This window comes from Streptomyces sp. NPDC059649, assembly GCF_042734445.1.
Classification (GTDB): domain Bacteria; phylum Actinomycetota; class Actinomycetes; order Streptomycetales; family Streptomycetaceae; genus Streptomyces.
Map to the genome: position 1 here is coordinate 207654 of NZ_JBHWDV010000002.1, position 14451 is coordinate 222104.

Below are 14451 nucleotides of genomic sequence, written 5' to 3' on the forward strand. Positions count from 1 at the left end.
CTCCGGCGCGCCTGCTGTGCCGGCGCCTCCCGGTCGCAGGGAGCGTAACGTCGCACGCTCGCGTATCGCCGCAACAGGGGCGGCGCCCGGCGGCCGAGTCCCCTGAGTGGAGGCGACCGCCCCCGGCATCCCGGCGGCAGCGCCCGCAAGGTCACCCGGAACGAGTGATGGCCGCTGCTCCCGCGCGCGGCAGCCTACGAGGGAACTCCGTCGGCCCGTGCCTCTCCGAGTTGCCGCCGATGCCGGGCAGTACGCCCCCTCGGTCGCCTCAGGGCAGGGGCCCGGTCAGCGAGGAGCCGCGCATGTCCACCCCCGCCACCCCCGCCACCCCCGGCCCCGACGGCCCGAACGGTCCGGACGAAGGCCGCGACCGCCCCGAGGACCACCGTCCCCTCAGTCCCACCGAGCGCCACGAGTACGAGCGGCTCCGGCGCGCGTCCCACGTGCAGCACCGCAGGCTGCGCATCGCGTGCGCGGCCGTCCTCCTCGTCCTGGCCTTCCTGCTGGCCCCGCTCGGCGCCGTCGCCGCCTGGGCGCAGTCCCAGGTCTCCGACGCCGACCGGTACGTACAGACGGTCGCCCCGCTGGCCCGCGATCCGGCGATCCAGAACGCGGTGACCACTCGGCTGACCAACGACGTGGTCAAGAAGCTCGACGTCAAACGGGTCACCGACGCCCTGGCGAAGTCGCTCGCCCAGCGGAACGCGCCGCCCATCATCGTCAAGGAGACCAGGCGGCTGGGCGGGCCGCTGGAGAACGCGGTGACCGACGCGGTCCACAAAGTGGTCTACAAGGTGGTCACCAGCGACGAGTTCGCCAAGGTCTGGGACGCCGCCAACCTGCGCGCCCACGCGGCCGTGGTGAACGTCCTCACGGGCGAGGGCAACAGCGCCATTCAGGCCCGCGGAGACACCGTCGTCCTGAACATCGGGACCGTCGTGGACAAGGTCCAGCAACGGCTCGTCGACCGCGGCTTCGAGAAGGCCAAGTACATCCCCGACGTCGACCGGCAGGTCGTCCTGCTGAAGACGGACAAGCTCCAGCAGGCACAGAACGCCATGATGGTGCTCAACATCGTCGGTGTCTGGCTGCCCGTGACGGTCCTGGTGCTGGTTCTGCTGGCGGTGTGGACGGCGCCGGCCCACCGGGCCACCCTGCTGACGGCGGGTGTCGGACTCGCCGTGATGATGCTCCTGCTGCTGGTCGGGCTCGCGGTCGCGCGCCGCCAGTACCTCGATTCGGTGCCCCCGAGCACCCAGACCCAACAGGCCGCGCAGGCCGTCTTCGACACGTTGGTGCGCTTCCTGCGGAACAGCACCTGGACGGTGTTCGTCATCGCCGTGATCACCGCGATCGCCGCGTACCTCTACGGGCCCGGCCGCGCTGCCCGCGCCGTACGCTCCGGCGCCGCGAGGACCACGGGCGCGAGCGGACGACGGCTCGCCCACGTCGGCATGCGCACCGGGGGAGCGGGCCGGTGGCTGGACGCCCACCAGGCCTGGACGACGGGTGTCGTCATCGCGATCGGTGCGCTGGTCCTGGTGCTGTGGAACTACCCGACACCGGGCTCGGTCGCCCTCGTCCTCGGCATCGTGGTCGTCGTGCTGGTGCTGCTGGGCATCCTCGCCGCAGCCGGCACTCCGCCGGCCACTGTTCCGCCGTCCGCCGCCCCGCCCACCGGTGCGCCACCGACGACGGCACCGCCCGGCGCGCCACCCGGCCCCGGCCCCCGTACCGACGACTCGGAGCCCGGCCCGCCTACGGACGACACGCCCCCCGGCCCGCACAAGGACGACTCGCCGCCCGGCGACGACTCGCCGCCCGGCCCGCCGGTTCGCCCGTAGCGGGTGATGCCGCCGACGGCCGGCGCGGGCGACGGTGAGGGCGTACCACTGGTGATCGGGCTGGTGATCAGGAGAGAGCGATGGCTGTGGCTGAGTACTTGGCGTACGACTATCCGGTCCTCGGCGCCTTCTGGACCGTGATGTGGATCTTCCTGTGGATCTGGTGGCTGGTGCTGCTGTTCCGCATCATCGTCGACATCTTCCGCGACCGGCGGATGAACGGCTGGGCGAAGGCCGGCTGGCTCATCCTCGTGATGCTGGTCCCGTTCCTCGGCGTCCTGATCTATGTGATCGTGCGCGGCCGGGAGATGGGTGAACGCGAGATCCACCATGCGCGTGCACAGCAGGAGGCCATGAACGCCTACATCCGGGACGTGGCGGGCGGCCCCGCCGGAGACGTGGACCGGCTGGCCAAACTCTCCGAGCTCAAGAGCAAGGGCGACATCACCGAGGCGGAATTCCAGCGGGCGAAGGAAAAGATCCTGCACTGAAGGGTGTTGGCTCGTGGAGAGGGACGACCCACCGGGCCGGTCCGGAAGTCCGTCGCATGTGCCCGCCGGCGCCGACACCGTCCCGCGGGACGCCTACACCGCCCCGCGGGACGCCCGCCACATCGTGTGCTCCCGGCTGATCGCCTCCTCCGCGTCGGCCACCTCCTGCGCCCAGCGTGACTCGTCGTGCACCGCGGTCAGCCGCTGGTGCACGATGCTGAGTTCGGTCGCCGCGAAGGTGTAGGCCCGCCCGAGCGACTCGTACTGCCGGACCGCGAACCACGCGGCCCCGGCACCCAGCACCGCCGCCAGTACGCCGGGCAGGTCGAACGAGATGATCTCCAGGAGGCGCAGTACGGCGGCGAGCACGCCCAGCCCCTCGACGGTGATCAGGGCGAGCCGCCAGCGGCGGGCGAGGGCGATGTTGGTGGTGGCCTTGGCGCCGTACCACTGCTGTTGATCCGCGATGCGCCCGGCGAGATAGGCCTGTTTGCGGGCCGCGAACGGGCTCCGGCGCAGCTCGGCCATGACCTCGGTGGCGGCCATCGAACCGACCGGGACGATGCTGTCGCTGGGCGCCTCCCGCAGCAGCACCTCCAGGCGTCGGTGGAACCGGCGCTCCGCGGTGTCCGTGGGCAGATCGGCCGGGAAGGGATCGCCGGCCACCGCGTAACGCCAGGACAGCGTCTTCGCCGACTCGGCCAGGGCACGCCCGTCGTACCAGGCCCGCTCCGGCCGTTCGCTCAGCATCCAGACCTCTACGTAGACGGTCGCCAGGAACGCCAGGAGCACCAGCGCCACCGCGGCGTCCGCGCTCGACACCGCGCAGACCGCGGCGGCGATCGCCAGCAGCAGCCGCCATTTCGTGCCGGACATGTAACGCCGCTGCCCCGACAGGGAAGCGGCGTCGGCCGACCGGAATACCGCCGGGAAATCCTCGTCCCCGAGTGTGCGCATCTCGCTCATCCGCAGCCCGCCCCCCCCGCCCGCGCAGAGTGACTCCGAAATACCGGAGGAAGGTGAAGTCTAGAGGCGATCGCGGGCGTCCGGGAGGGAACGCCGATCGTGGACCGCGAGGGCCTCAACGCGCCTCCGTCAATGCGCCATTGCGCAGGCCGGTGCCGATGAGGATGATGCGGCCATGGGCCCCGGGACGGGCCCGTGGCGGGCCTGACGGACGGGGGATCCGAAAATGGGTGAGGGGACCGCGGCACAGCAGCGGGTGCGGGTGTACCGGAACGACGCCTTCATTTCCTACCACCATGCTTCGGACAGCGCCAAGGCCGCCCATCTGCGGCGCGGACTGCAGAATTTCGCGCGCAGCTGGCGGCAATTACGCGCACTGCGCGTCTTTCTCGACAATGCCTCGCTGTCCGCGAATCCGGGGCTGTGGCCGGAGATCGAGCGTCAGCTCGCGGAATCCGGTGCCTTCATCCTGCTCGCCTGCCCGGGATCGGCCGGTTCGGAGTGGGTGCAGAAGGAGATCAACTGGTGGCGCGCCGGGCGGGGTTCGCGGCAGGTGCTCATCGTCGTCACCGGCGGGGAGCTCGTATGGGACGAGCAGCGCGGAGACTTCGACTGGGAGCGCACCACCTGCCTGCCGCGCACCATGGCGGGCATGTTCACGGACGAACCACGCTGGGTGGACCTGCGCTGGATGCCGGAGGACAACCCCGGCTCGCTCCGCGACCCCCGGTTCCAGCAGCGCGTGGCCGATCTGGCGGCTCCGCTGCACGGCCGCCCCAAAGAGGACCTGATCGGTGCGGACGTCGCCCAGCACCGCAAGACCAGGCGGCTGGCCCGGGGCGCGCTCGCCGTCATCACCACCCTCGCCGTGCTCGCCGGCGTGGCCTCCGTGGTCGCGGTCCTGCAGCGGAACGAGGCCCGCAGCCAGGCCCGGCTGGCGACCTCCCGGCAGCTCGCCGCCACGGCCCTGAACCTCAAGGACGGAAACCTGCGACTGGCCTCGCTGCTGGGCATCGAGGCGTACCGCATGCAGCGGTCCCCCGAGGCCATCGCCGCCTTGAACCAACTCGCTACGGACAGCCCGTACTTGGTGGCCATGGTGTCGAGCGCGAAGGACATCACCGCGTTCGCCTTCAGCGCGGACGACGCCGCCGTCGCCGTGGGGGACGAGGGCGGTGCGGTCACGGTGTGGCGCAGCGACGGCGGCACCGTACGCGCCCGAACCGCGCTGCCCGACCGGATCACGGCGGCGGCCTTCAGCGAGGACGGCAAACGTCTGGCGGTCGGCGACGAAAAGGGAAATCTGGGCGTCTACGACCTGGGGAGCCGGAAGCTGCGGCGGCTCGCGCCGATGCCGGGCGCGGTGGGCTCGGTGACGTTCGGCATGGGCGGAGACCTGGCCGCCGCGGACAAGGACGGCACGGTGACGCTCTACGAGCAGGCCCGGAGAAAGTTCCGTTCGCGGAGCACCGGCCACCGCGACAGCCGGGTGGTCTTCCAGAACGAGGAGACCCACCTGCTGGTGCGCGACCTGGTGGGCGGCGGCGCGCTCTACACCGTGCCCGAGCTGCGCACGGTCATGGACAGCAAGGAGACGATGGTGCCGGCCGGGCAGCACGCGCCGGCCGTGTCCCTGGGCGGGCACTGCTTCGGCTATCTCAAATACGGGCGCTTCATCAGCGCGGGCCTCCCCAGGACCGAGGGCCATGAAGCCCTCACCGACACCTGCGGAAGCTTCCCCCTCATCCCCAACGAGGAGGCGCTGATGCTGGCGCTCACCGATACCGACCGGATGGCCGTCGGGACGGCGTCCGGCATCACGGTGGTCGACGGGGACGGTGACGACGGTCCGACCGCAGGACAGCCGAACCAGGTCCGCACCCTCACCGGTGTCGGGCGTGCCGGGCTGCTGGAGTTCTCCGCCACGGGCCGCCGGCTCGCCTCCGCGCACGGCCGCACGGTCGCGCTGTGGAACTTCGACCAGGCGGCCCGGACGGCCCACGCGCACGGCCTGTCCCTCACCGACGAGGAAACCATGGTCCAGGCTCCGCCGCTGGCCACCGGGCCGGGGGGCCGGATCGCCTGGAGCAACCTGCTGGAGGACGAGCCGACATCGGAACCGGAACGCGTGCTGCACGTCTGGAGCCCGGACGGCGGCACCGTCGCCGGCGGCGATGACGGGCGGAGCTACTACTGCGTCGCCTTCAGCAGCGACGGCCGCACGCTCTACGCGGGCGACGAGCACCTGGTCCAGGAGTGGCACCTCGTCGGCAAACGCCTGGAGAAGCGGCGCACGGTGGCCCTGGCCGGGTCGCAGGAGGGTTACCATGCGGTCCCGCTGCACATCGCCCCGCTGGCGGACGGCTCTCTGGTCGTGACCACGGGGGACGGTGCGGTCCATCTCGCCGACCCGTCGGCGCAGCGCACCCGGATCGTGGTCCCGCCCGGCTCCCACGGCCCCGACGACCTACTGCCGTCCTCCCTGAGCGCCGACGGCCGTACCGTCGCCGTGGGAAATCCCCAAGGGGCGGTCGATGTCTACGCGGTCCCCTCCGGACACAAGCTGCAGACGGCGCGGCTGGAAAACCACGAGGCGGTGTACGCCTTCGCCCTGGCCGGCACCGGCCGTGCGCTGTTCCTCGACGGTGCCCGGAGCACCTTCGGCCGCTGGGACCTCGACGAGCGGCGGCTGCGCTGGCAGAGCGATGAGCCGAACGGCGGCCGGGTGGCGGTGAGCGATGACGGCCGTACCGTCGTCACCCTGGCCGACAGCGGCGCCCTGACCCGATGGGACGCCGACACCGGCGACCGGCTCGGCGGCCCCCAACTCCCCATCCCACCCCGCACGTTGTCCGGAACGGGAGGTATCGGCGAGCACACCGAGTTCCTGGTCGACGACTCGGGCACGCTGTGGACCGCCACCGAAGGCGGCGAGATCCTCTCCTGGGGCTTCTCCGTGGACTCCTGGATCGACAGCCTCTGCCGGATCGCCGGCCGCAGCCTGACCGACGCCGAATGGCGCCGCTACGTGGGAACCACCCCGCCGTCCCGGCCCACCTGCGGCTGACGGCGGGAACGGACGTCAGCCGCACGCAACGGCCCCTCCGACAGCAGCCGGAGGGGCCTCCGCATCAGCGGGTCCGCCGGTGCGTCAGCGGGTTCGCACCCACCACGCCACGAAACTGATGGCCGCGGTACCGCACGCGTAGGACGCGCCGCGCAGGAAGCTGGTGGCGACCAGCCTGCGGTAGCGGCGCCATCGGCCTAACCGCCGGGGTGCCGGCGGCCGTTCCTCCGTAGACTGCATGGGGATCCCCTCTCGCGAAGCTGAGTGATGACGGTGATTCCAGGCAGGGAGCCCCCCTCAGCCGGAGGTTGGTCGCCGGACGGCTGAGCGGGCTCCCTCGCGCTGAGGACAGCTTACGAGATTGTGCACTTGTGAAAGTGGGTGGGGTCCCTCAGAGCGGCGGCCCCCGTCGCACACCGGCGGGCGGGGGCCTTGTCCCTCAGTGCGCGAAGGGCGGTTCGAAGCAACCCGACTCCAGGTACGGCCCGTTGACCTGCACCTGGTAATTGGTCTTCTGCACGAACGCGGTGACACAGGCGTCGCGGTGGACGCGGAGGCCGATCCGTGCGCCTTCGTGCGTGACGTAGTGGTCCCCCTCGAAGCGGGGCTCCATGCCCCGCACGTCGAGCTTCCCGCCGAGCTGCTCACCCTTGGCGCCGGTCCGCTGCTGCTCGTACCCGAGCGCGAGCATCGCCGAGCGGACGCTCTTGGGGTCCCACTTCCCCTGCTTCCAGAGGCGTTTGAGGACCGGCTCGATGCGGCCGGCCTCCCTCCGCGCGTCCTTCTCACTGGCCGGGGACATCTCGCGGGGCTGCCGGTGGGCGTTGTTCTCGTCGTAGTGCGGGGCCCCGTCGTGGGCCCCGGGCTCCACGTACGGAGAGGCGCCGGGGCCGGCGGGGCCGGGACGTGAGGGGGATGGCGTGCCGGGGGACGTGCTCGGTGCGTCGGCTGCGACGTGCTGCTGACCACAGGCCGTCAGGGGTATCGCGGCGCTCAGGAGGAGCAGCGCGGCAACGAGGCGTCTTCGCCGTTGCGGTGCGGAAAGGGACATGCGCTCACTCAACCAACTCACCCCTCCCAAACGCCAGTTCGCGGGAAAGTTAATGTGAGGCCCATGACGGACTCCTCACTCACCGCATCCTCCCTCTGGGACCTTCCCCCGGACGCGGATGTCGTCCGGTCCGGCGAATACGAGCTCACCCTCGTCCGGCCCGGAGCCCCCACGGACGCGGCCGCTCTCCCGGCGCATGACCCCGCCGCCGCGCGCCGGTTCGCCGAATCCTTCGGCACCATCGACGCGGTCCTGGAAGACCTGGGAACCGTCCCCGCGACGGATGGCGCATCCGCCGGTACCCGCGCGGACCTGGAACTGGTCCGGGTCGGGAGCTGGGGCGGCGTCACCGAGATCACCGACCCCGGTCTCGTGCACTGCGACGGCAGGTTCCCGGTCGAGGAGGAAGCGGAATCCCTCGCCGAGCGCTTCCCCGACGCCGTGATCATCGCCTCGTGCACCATCGACCACCACATGACCTATGGCGCTTACAAGATCATCCACCCCGACGGGACCCGGCTGTTCGCCGCCGGCTGGTACGGAGAAAGCCTGGATTTCTGGGATCTCGACGGCTCACCGGCCGACGTGGTCGGCGCCTTCGGCATCACCGCGGCGGAACTGTCCGACGCGTGGGTCGACATGGACGCCGCCGCCAACACCTTCCATTGGGAGGGCCTGTTCCGCCTCGCCCTCCAGAAGGTCGCACCCCTCGACCACACCGGCCGCATCGAGTCCGTCTTCCGCGTGCGCCACACCGAACACGCCATCGGCGCCATGGAAGAGGTCTGGCTCGAGGCGGAGTGACACCGATGCCACCGGAGAAACGGCGGCTCGAAGGCCACTAGTCACCGACCTGGTCACCGACTTGGTCATCGACCTGATCACCGACCTCGCGGAGTAGTGCGGCGAGGTAACTCGGGGCTTCGGCATGTCCGTTGTCGGCCGCGCGGCGCAGGTGGGGGACGGCCTCCCGCGGTTCGTCGCGCTCGTCCAGGCGCACGCCGAGCTCGAACATCGCGGTGACGTTCCCGGCCTCGATCGCCTGGCGGCAGACCTCGTCGATCTCCTCCTCATCGGCGACCCCGGCCAGCTCACCGAGGTAGTGGGAGAACGAGATCGTGTCGCTGCGGTCGAGGTCAAAGGCCCGTTGGAGCAGTTCCACGCCCTCACCGTGCGGTATCTGCAGATCGTGGAGTTCGAGAACGGCCAGCTCCGTCAACAACTCGGCGTCGTCAGGGGTGACTTCCAACGCCTCGCGGCAGCGCTCCTTGAGCTCCTCGATGTCGGCCTCGGACATCTCGTCCAGATCCATCTGGTTCTCCGTCTCTCTCATCCGCCGCTGACCGCCTCGGCCAACGACTCGGGCAACCCCAGGAAGCGCAGCGCGTCGGGCAGGGCCGCTCCCTGGACGGACGCCGACCGGGCGGCCTGCTGGTAGTAGGTCCGGGCCCCGGCGCGGTCGCCGCGGGCCTCCGCCGCGCGGCCGAGTCCGGCCAGCGCACGCACCCGGTGGCCGAGCCCCTTGATCCAGTGCGGGTCGAGCTGCGCCAAGGCCTGGGCGTACAGCTCCTCGGCCGCGGCCGGGTCCCCCTCCAGGAGCGCGAGATCGCCGAATGCGCGCCGGGTGGCCGCCACGGCCGGGGCGCTGCCGGCCCGTCGGGCGCACTCGGCGGCCCGGGCGTAATCGGCGCGCGCTGCGGCCGGGTCGGCGTCGATGCGGTGGTCGCCCCGGTTGACGAGCAGATCGGCACAGTCCTCCCAGGCCCCCAACTGCTCGGCGAGGGTGAGGGCCTCTTCGGTGAGCGCGAGCGCCTCCTCGTGCGCGCCGCGCGCGCCCGCGAGACCGGCCAGTGCGTCCAGGGCCAGCGCGGCACCCCAGCGCTCACCCAGTGCGCGGAACCCGGCCACCGCGGCACGGAACGCCGGCTCGGCCTTCTCCCCCTCGCCGTTGCCGAGGAAGCCGAAGGCGGACACGTAGTGCGCGGCCGCGCGGACCCACGGCTCGGGGCGGTCGCGTTGGGCCGAGACCAGGGCGAGCGCGGCGGGCCCGTCGCCGTCGCCGGCGTTGTGCATCATCCACAGCAGCAGCGCGGCCGGGTAGCGACCCGGCTCGGGGCCCGACCACGCCGCCCGCAGCGCCCGTTCGGCCGGGGCCCGGTGACGGCGCCATACCTCCCGGCCGGCCGGTCCGGCCGCCGCGAGCAGCACACAGATCGCGTACGCCTCGCCGTGCCCGGCCGGCGGAGCGTCCCCCACGGCGTCGAGCAGCGCGGCCGCCGGCGGCGCGAGCGCGCCGGAGACACCCCGGATCCACAGGTACGTCGAGGCCGAGGCGAGCAGCTCCGCGGCGGTCCCGGTCTCCCCGGCCGTCACGGCCCACTGCACGGCCGCCAGCAGATCGGAGTGCTCGGCCGCGAGGACCGCCAGCCACGGGAGCTGCTCGTGCCGGCGCAGCCATGGTTCGGCGTCGCGGACCAGCTCCAGCAGCGTCCGGGCGTGCGCCCGCCGCACCGCCGCCGTTTCGCCCGCCGCGCCCAGCCGTTCGGTGGCGTACGCGCGGACCGTCGCCAGCATGCGGTAGCGCCCGCCGGCCCCCTCCAGCAACGACTTGTCGGCCAACGACTCCAGCGTTTCCTCGTCGGTGTCACACACCCGCATCGCGGAGGCGACGCTCGCCCCCTCGGCGAACACCGCGAAGCGCCGCGCGGCCCGCAGCTCCGGATCGGACAGCAGGTCCCAGCTCCAGGCGATCACCGAGCGCAGCGTCCGGTGCCGCTCCTCCACGGTCCGGGTGCCGCGTGCGGCCACCGCGAGCCGGTCGGGCAGCCGCGCCGCCAGCTCGTCGAGGCTGACCGTGCGCAGCCGGGCCGCCGCGAGCTCGATGGCCAGCGGCAGGTTGTCCAGCGCCCCGCACACCCGCCGTACGGCCCCCGGATCGGGCACGAACCCGCGCCGCACCGCACGCGCCCGGGCGGTGAACAGCTCCCCGGCCGCCCCGTCGTCGAGCGGCCGTACGGGATGGAGGTGCTCACCGATGACGCCCAGCGCCTCCCGGCTGGTCGCCAGCACCTTCAGACCCGCACACGCCGCCAGCAGCCGCGCCGCCAACGCGGCGACCTCCTCGACCAGGTGCTCGCAGTTGTCCAGGACGAGGAGGAGCGCCCGCCCCGACAGGGCCGCGAGCAGCCGGTCCAGCGGATCCCGCTCACCGGCCGCCACATGCAGCCCCCGCTCCCGCAGGCCGAGAGCGCGCAGCAGCGCCTGCGGTACGAGCGCACCGTCGCGCAACGCGCCCAGCTCCACGAAGCAGACCTGTTCGGCCGCCGCCACGCAGACCTCCACCGCCAACCGGGTCTTGCCCACACCGCCCGGCCCGGTCAGCGTCACCAGCCGTGCGCCGCCGAGGAGTTGGGTGATCGCGGCCACCTCGTCGGCCCGGCCGACGAAGGCCGTCAGCGGGACGGGCGGCGCGGTGGGGGAGGGGGACGGGTCGGCACTCAGCAGTTCGTGGTGCAGCCCGACGAGCTCCGCCGACGGATCGGCGCCCAGCTCGTCGGCGAGATGCCGCCTGGTCTTCTCGAACACCACCAGCGCCTCGGCCTGCCCGCCATCGGCGAACAGCGCCCTCATCAGCAGTCCGGCCAGCCGTTCCCGGAGCGGGTGGCGGTCCAGGAGTTCGCGCAACTCCGGTATCACGGCCCGGTGTTCGCCCAGGAGCAGTGCGGCCTCGATCCGGTCCTCGTACGCGGAAAGCCGGAGCTCCTCCAGCCGTGCCGCGGCGGCCCGGGCCGGCTCGCTGTCGGCGGCGTCGGCGAGCGCCGGCCCCCGCCACAGTTCCAACGCCTCGCGCAGCAGGGCGGCCGCCCGCCGCGCCTCGCCCTCCCGCAGCGCCGCCCGGCCCTGCTGCGCGAGCCGTTCGAACCGCCCGGCATCGACGTCGTCCACGGCGACGACGAGGCGGTAACCCGCCCCGGTCCGCTCGATCGCCGCCGCCTCGCCCAGGGCCGACCGCAGCCGGGAGATCTGGGACTGGAGCGCGTGCGGCGACGGTGTGCCCTGCGGCCCGGTGCCGTCGGCCAGCCGGTCGGCCGGCACGACGTCCCCGGGCCGGACGAGCAGCAGGGTGAGCAGCGCGCGCCGCGCGGGTCCGCCCAGGGAGACCTCCGCCCCGTCGTCGCCCCACATCAGCGTCCCGCCGAGGATTCCGAAGCGCATGGGGGTGATTATCCACAGCGCCAGCGGGTGGTGAGCCACCCGCACCGGTCAGGCGATCGGACCCAGATACGTACCGCCGGAGACGTCGATGGTCTGGCCGGTGATCCACCGTCCCTGCGGTCCCGCCAGGAACCCGACGACGTCGGCCACGTCCTCGGGCTCACCGAGGCGCCCCAGCGCGGTGATCGCCTCCAGCCCGGCGACCACCTCGGGCACGGACGTATAGGCGGCGGTCAGATCGGTGCGTACCGCGCCCGGTGCGACCGTGTTCACCGTGATCCCGCGCCGGCCGAGCTCATTGGCCAGCGACGGGGCGAGCGACTCCAGCGCCGCTTTGCTGACGGTGTAGCCGATCTGTGTGGAGACCGCGAAGCGGCTGGCCGTGGAACCCATGTTGACGATCCGGCCGCCGTCGTTCAGCAGCGGCAGGGCCCGCTGGACGACGAAGAAGGGCGCGGTGACATTGACCGCGAGCAGCCGGTCCCACTCCTCACGGGTCACCTGCGCGACCGGGTTCCCCGACGAGATGCCCGCGTTGTTGACCAGGATGTCCAGCCCCCGCCCCGCAAGCCCCGCGACCAGCTCCTCGAAGAGCCGGTCCACCGCCCCGTCGTCCCCGAACCGGGCCCGCACGGCGAAGGCCCGTCCGCCCGCCCCCTCGATCCGGGCCACGGTCTCCCGGGCCGCCTCCTCATTGCCCCCGTAGTGGACCGCGACCCACGCCCCCTCGGCAGCCAGCCGCAGCGCCACCGCGCGGCCGATGCCCCGCGATCCGCCCGTCACCAATGCCGTCTTCCCCGTCAACGCACCCGTCGTCCCAGCCATCGTCAGCCCCTCACTCGGCGGCCGGTCCTCTCTGTGGAACCGGCGATGCCGACACACTGCCGACGCGGCCTCACCGCACGCTCACCGTCCGCTCACCGGGGCCGCGGGGAGGGAACGCTCACCGGGGCCGCAGGGAGGGGGGAGGGGAAGCACTTCTGCCCGGACACACAGAAATGCCCGTGCCGGGCCGTCTCCTCCGGTGAAAGTGGAAGGGCTGTCGGAGGAAACGACCCGGCACGGGTGTTGTGGTGCGGGCTTCAACGACCGTCCCGGGCGGCGCCGTGGTCCATCGGCCACACCCGGTACGGCTCCCGTCCTTAGCCGGCCAGGCCGCCGCCACCGGTGTGGATGCCACCGGCGGGACGGTGGTGCTTCTTCTTGTGGTGCTTCTTCTTCTTGTGGTGCTTCTTCTCGACCGGCTTGGCGTGGTGGTGCTTGAAGTGCCGGTGCTCGACATCGTGGCGGAGAACCACGACGTGCTCGGAGCTGTTGACGCAGGTGTTGCCGAAGGCCGGGTTCAGCACACCAACGATGTCGACGGTGTTGCCACACAGGTTGATCGGAATGTGGATCGGGATCTGAAGGACGTTGCCCGACACCACTCCCGGCGATCCGGCCGCCACGCCGGATGCGTCACTGTCTGCAAACGCTGTCGACATGCCGCCCAGCGCAGTGCTTGCCGCAAGTGCGGCAATAGCAGTCACTCGCGTGAAGCGTGACATAGCAAATCTCCCGATCGATCGCGGCGGCTCGCTACCGCCTCCTGTCACTTCCTTTCGGCAGCTGTGCGCTTCTGGTGAAGGGTTTGAGATCATTTCACCCTTTCGATTCACCCTGATGGGCCGCCGCGACGCCGGTGGCCTGCTAGTTCCCGCACCCGCCGTAGGGGCGGGGTGCTTGCCGGTACTCGTACGGTTGACGGCGAAGACGGTCAAAGGCGGCCGGGGTGGACCAAAGAAGGCCCCTCGTCGAACACTCGTCCCTATGCTGACGTCATGATCGATGTACCCCTTTCAGCGCTGGAAGTCGCGATGGTCCAAACGGGCACCCGGCCCGAGGAGACCCTGCGCGACACCACCGCCTTCGCACGGGAAATGGAACGGCTGGGCTACCACCGGATCTGGTACGCCGAGCACCACCACTCCCCGGCCATCGGCGCGTTCCCCCCGGTCGTGCTGATCGCGCACGCCGCCGCCTCGACCTCCGCCGTCCGCCTCGGCTCGGGCGGAGTGCTGGCGCCCAACCACGCGCCCCTCCTGCTGGCGGAGCAGTTCGGCACGCTGGCCGCCCTGCACCCGGACCGCATCGACCTGGGCGTCGGCCGCGGCCCCGGCACCTTCGACGAGGCCATCGCCCGGGCACTGCGCCGCGGAGCCGGCCCGACGACCGATGCCGAGTACCACGACGATGTGGCCGCGATCCTGTCCTTCCTCGTCGACGAGGTCGCGCTCGACCCGCTGCCGGAACCCTGGCTGCTGGCGTCCAGCACCGCGGGTGCCGCCCTCGCCGCACGCCTCGGCCTGCCGGTCGCCCTCGCCCACCACATCCGGCCGGACAACACCCGGGCGGCGGTGGAGCGTTACCGGGCGGAGTTCACCCCGTCCCGCTGGTGCGAGCGCCCCCGGGTGCTGCTGTGTGTGGAGACGGTCTGCGCCGAGACGGAAGAGGAAGCCGCGTGGCGCATCGGGCCGATGAACGTCGTCAAGGCCGGTCTCCTCAAGGGCCTGAGCGAGATCCCCTTCCCCACCCCCGAGGAAGCGGCCGGCCACCCCTTCACGGCACAGGAACAACAGGCACTGGCCGGCTTCCGCGCCCAGCAAGCCGTCGGCACACCCGAGACCGTCCTGCACCGGCTTGCCCAACTGGCCGCTGAGACAAGCGCGGACGAACTGATGCTCACCACACCGGTCTACGACCTCCGCGACCGCCTGCGTTCCTACGACCTCATCAAGAAGTACTCCGAGGCCACGACGGCAGGGTAGGAACCACCGG

11 protein-coding genes are annotated in these 14451 nt (G+C 72.0%); 5 read left to right on the forward strand and 6 right to left on the reverse strand.

Annotation, left to right across the window (positions count from 1 at the left end; genetic code table 11):
- The first annotated feature begins 302 nt into the window (after positions 1-302).
- Both ACFV1J_RS03950 and ACFV1J_RS03955 read left to right on the forward strand, forming a co-directional pair.
- Positions 303-1844, forward strand: a complete 1542-nt coding sequence (locus ACFV1J_RS03950) for a hypothetical protein (RefSeq protein WP_385855621.1) — start codon at positions 303-305, stop codon at positions 1842-1844.
- A gap of 80 nt (positions 1845-1924) precedes the next feature.
- Entirely contained in the window at positions 1925-2335 is a 411-nt protein-coding gene (locus ACFV1J_RS03955; RefSeq protein ID WP_385855622.1) for an SHOCT domain-containing protein, read from the forward strand.
- A gap of 93 nt (positions 2336-2428) precedes the next feature.
- Here ACFV1J_RS03955 and ACFV1J_RS03960 read toward each other — a convergent pair whose 3' ends face one another.
- Positions 2429-3292, reverse strand: coding sequence for a DUF4231 domain-containing protein (locus ACFV1J_RS03960; protein ID WP_385855623.1), 864 nt, complete (start codon positions 3290-3292; stop codon positions 2429-2431).
- A 235-nt stretch (positions 3293-3527) separates the two neighbouring features.
- Between ACFV1J_RS03960 and ACFV1J_RS03965 the strand changes: the two genes are divergently transcribed.
- The gene (locus ACFV1J_RS03965; RefSeq protein WP_385855624.1) at positions 3528-6368 is read left to right on the forward strand and encodes a TIR domain-containing protein; all 2841 of its coding nucleotides are present in this window, start codon (positions 3528-3530) and stop codon (positions 6366-6368) included.
- Positions 6369-6807: 439 nt separating this feature from the next.
- Here the strand turns inward: ACFV1J_RS03965 and ACFV1J_RS03970 are convergent, their stop codons facing one another.
- Positions 6808-7419 carry a hypothetical protein gene (locus ACFV1J_RS03970; RefSeq protein WP_385855625.1) on the reverse strand — a complete coding sequence of 204 codons (612 nt, stop codon included), beginning with the start codon at positions 7417-7419 and terminating at the stop codon, positions 6808-6810.
- Positions 7420-7482: 63 nt separating this feature from the next.
- On the opposite strand from ACFV1J_RS03970, the gene ACFV1J_RS03975 reads away from it, so the two are divergent.
- On the forward strand, positions 7483-8223 hold the full coding sequence (locus ACFV1J_RS03975; RefSeq protein ID WP_385855626.1) for a DUF6333 family protein: 741 nt from the start codon (positions 7483-7485) through the stop codon (positions 8221-8223).
- Positions 8224-8260: 37 nt separating this feature from the next.
- Here ACFV1J_RS03975 and ACFV1J_RS03980 read toward each other — a convergent pair whose 3' ends face one another.
- The 4 genes from ACFV1J_RS03980 to ACFV1J_RS03995 form a co-directional block, all read right to left on the reverse strand.
- Positions 8261-8752, reverse strand: a complete 492-nt coding sequence (locus ACFV1J_RS03980; protein ID WP_385855627.1) for a hypothetical protein — start codon at positions 8750-8752, stop codon at positions 8261-8263.
- Positions 8749-11634: a BTAD domain-containing putative transcriptional regulator gene (locus ACFV1J_RS03985; RefSeq protein ID WP_385855628.1), complete on the reverse strand. Its 2886-nt coding sequence runs from the start codon at positions 11632-11634 to the stop codon at positions 8749-8751. The genes ACFV1J_RS03980 and ACFV1J_RS03985 overlap by 4 nt, the downstream gene beginning before the upstream one ends.
- Positions 11635-11682: 48 nt before the next feature.
- On the reverse strand, positions 11683-12459 hold the full coding sequence (locus ACFV1J_RS03990) for an SDR family NAD(P)-dependent oxidoreductase (RefSeq protein ID WP_385855629.1): 777 nt from the start codon (positions 12457-12459) through the stop codon (positions 11683-11685).
- Between the two features lie 317 nt (positions 12460-12776).
- On the reverse strand, positions 12777-13118 hold the full coding sequence (locus ACFV1J_RS03995) for a chaplin (protein ID WP_385855630.1): 342 nt from the start codon (positions 13116-13118) through the stop codon (positions 12777-12779).
- Between the two features lie 336 nt (positions 13119-13454).
- On the opposite strand from ACFV1J_RS03995, the gene ACFV1J_RS04000 reads away from it, so the two are divergent.
- A complete protein-coding gene (locus ACFV1J_RS04000) occupies positions 13455-14441 on the forward strand; it encodes an LLM class flavin-dependent oxidoreductase (protein WP_385855631.1) in 987 nt (328 codons plus the stop codon).
- Positions 14442-14451: the final 10 nt, after the last annotated feature.

Bases quoted from the DNA above. Each gene is read 5' to 3' on its own strand.
- ACFV1J_RS03950 (WP_385855621.1), top strand. From the start codon at position 303: ATGTCCACCCCCGCCACCCCCGCCACCCCCGGCCCCGACGGCCCGAAC.
- ACFV1J_RS03955 (WP_385855622.1), top strand. From the start codon at position 1,925: ATGGCTGTGGCTGAGTACTTGGCGTACGACTATCCGGTCCTCGGCGCC.
- ACFV1J_RS03960 (WP_385855623.1), bottom strand. From the start codon at position 3,292: ATGCGCACACTCGGGGACGAGGATTTCCCGGCGGTATTCCGGTCGGCC.
- ACFV1J_RS03965 (WP_385855624.1), top strand. From the start codon at position 3,528: ATGGGTGAGGGGACCGCGGCACAGCAGCGGGTGCGGGTGTACCGGAAC.
- ACFV1J_RS03970 (WP_385855625.1), bottom strand. From the start codon at position 7,419: ATGTCCCTTTCCGCACCGCAACGGCGAAGACGCCTCGTTGCCGCGCTG.
- ACFV1J_RS03975 (WP_385855626.1), top strand. From the start codon at position 7,483: ATGACGGACTCCTCACTCACCGCATCCTCCCTCTGGGACCTTCCCCCG.
- ACFV1J_RS03980 (WP_385855627.1), bottom strand. From the start codon at position 8,752: ATGAGAGAGACGGAGAACCAGATGGATCTGGACGAGATGTCCGAGGCC.
- ACFV1J_RS03985 (WP_385855628.1), bottom strand. From the start codon at position 11,634: ATGCGCTTCGGAATCCTCGGCGGGACGCTGATGTGGGGCGACGACGGG.
- ACFV1J_RS03990 (WP_385855629.1), bottom strand. From the start codon at position 12,459: ATGGCTGGGACGACGGGTGCGTTGACGGGGAAGACGGCATTGGTGACG.
- ACFV1J_RS03995 (WP_385855630.1), bottom strand. From the start codon at position 13,118: ATGTCGACAGCGTTTGCAGACAGTGACGCATCCGGCGTGGCGGCCGGA.
- ACFV1J_RS04000 (WP_385855631.1), top strand. From the start codon at position 13,455: ATGATCGATGTACCCCTTTCAGCGCTGGAAGTCGCGATGGTCCAAACG.